Annotated in this window: 1 protein-coding gene; it reads left to right on the top strand. The window is 70.0% G+C overall.

The window, feature by feature from the left end; translation table 11 throughout:
• Positions 1-2,145 (top strand): condensation domain-containing protein (locus ACFY0P_RS52135; RefSeq protein ID WP_388929531.1); only part of this gene is annotated, 2,145 nt, incomplete at both ends.

Consider the following 2,145-nt stretch of genomic DNA (forward strand, 5'->3'; position numbering starts at 1 on the left):
CAGGTGAAGATCCGGGGGTTCCGGATCGAGCCGGGTGAGGTGCAGGCCGTGGTGGCCGGGCATCCGGCCGTCGCCCGGGCCGCCGTCATCGCCCGCGAGGACGGCCCCGGCGGAAGCCGCCTGGTCGCCTATGTCGTACCGGCACCGGATGCTGATGCGGAACTGCCCGGACTGGTGCGGGAGTTCGTCGCGCAGCGGCTGCCGGAACACATGGTTCCGTCCGCCGTCGTGAGCCTTGAGACGTTGCCGTTGTCGCCGAACGGCAAGCTGGACCGAGCCGCCCTGCCCGCCCCGGACCTGACGCCGTCGATGGCCGGGCGTGCCCCGTCCAACCCGCGCGAGGAACTGCTGTGTGCGGTCTTCGCCGACGTCCTCGGACTCGAACACGTCGGAGTGGACGACGACTTCTTCCAGCTCGGCGGACACTCGCTCCTCGCCGTCTCGCTGGTCGAGCGCCTGCGGGAGCGCGGCGTGCCGGCGAGCGTCCGGGCACTCTTCACGACCCCGACCCCCGCCGGTATCGCGGCGGCCGCCGACGGAACGAGGGTGGAAGTGCCGCAGAAACTGATACCCGAGGACGCCACGGAGATCCGTCCGGAGATGCTGTCTCTGGTGGATCTCGGCCAGGACGAGATCGACCTGATCTGCGCCCGTGTCCCGGGCGGTGCCGCGAACGTGGCGGACATCTACCCGCTGGCCCCCCTCCAGGAAGGCATGTTCTTCCACTACCTGATGTCCACCGACGAGAGCGGTGACGTCTTCCTTCGCCCCACGGTCATCGCCTTCGATTCCCGCGACCGCCTCGACGCGGTGCTCGACGCACTGCAGCAGGTGGTGGACCGGCACGACATCTACCGCACCGCGATCGTCTGGCAGGGTCTGAGCGACCCGGTGCAAGTGGTGCAGCGTACGGCGGCGATACCGACGACGCACGTCACGCTGTCGGGCGGAGCCGACCCCATCGTCGAACTCCTGGCCTCGGCGGGTGCGCGGATCGACCTGGAACGGGGACCGCTGCTTCGTGTCTTCGTCGCCGAGGAACCCGCAAACGGCCGTTGGCTGGCGCTGTTCCAGATGCACCACATGCTCCAGGACCACCTGGGCTGGGATCTGGCCCTGGACGAGATCGCGGCGATCCTCCGTGGCGAGGGCGACCGGTTGCCGACCCCTCAGCCGTTCCGGAACTTCGTGGCCACCGCTCGCCTCGGCACCTCCCGTGACGAGCACGAGGAGTACTTCAGGACCCTGCTCGGCGACGTCGCCGAGACGACAGCGCCGTTCGGCCTCACCGACGTTCTCGGCGACGGTCAGGGAGCCGGCCAGTTCCGGATGGCGGTCGATGACGACCTGGTCCGGCGGGTGCGGGAGCAGGCCAGGGCGCACGGCGTGTCCCCGGCGACGTTGTTCCATGTGGCATGGGCGCGGGTGCTGGCGACGGTGGCGGGCCGTAGCGACGTGGTGTTCGGCACCGTGATCTTCGGACGGATGAACGCCGGTGCCGGAGCCGACCGCACGCCCGGCCCGTTCATGAACACGCTTCCCGTACGCGTTCGCGTGAGCGGCGCGAGCGTGGGCGACGCCCTCGCAGCGATGCAGGCCCAACTCGCCGAGCTGCTGGTACACGAGCACGCGCCGCTCGCGCTGGCCCAGAAGGCGAGCGGTGTCCCGGCCACCGCCCCCCTGTTCACGTCCATGTTCAACTTCCGGCACAGCAGCCGCGCCGACGAGCGCAACGGCGGTGCCCGGATCCAGGGCGCCGAGCGGATATACACCCGGCAGCGCACCAACTTCCCGGTGGACGTCGCCGTCGACGATCTCGGCACCGGCCTCACCATCACCGTCGAAGCCGTGTCGCCGGCGGATCCCCGCCAGCTGTGCGAACTGCTGCACAACACCACGGCCAACCTGATCACCGCACTCGAACAGGCCCCCGACACCCAGCTTCGGCGCGTCCAGATCATGGACACGACCGACCGCGGGCAGGCACTGGCCGGCCGACCGAGGTTCACCGGAGTGCACGAGCTGATCACAGCGCGTGCGGTCGGCAACGCGGGTGCGGTGGCGGTGGTGTGTGGGGGTGTGGCGTTGTCGTATGGGGAGTTGGAGGCGCGGGCGGATCGGCTGGCGTGGTCTTTGCGGGGTTTG

The sequence above is a fragment of the Streptomyces sp. NPDC001714 genome (assembly GCF_042892755.1).
GTDB lineage: Bacteria > Actinomycetota > Actinomycetes > Streptomycetales > Streptomycetaceae > Streptomyces.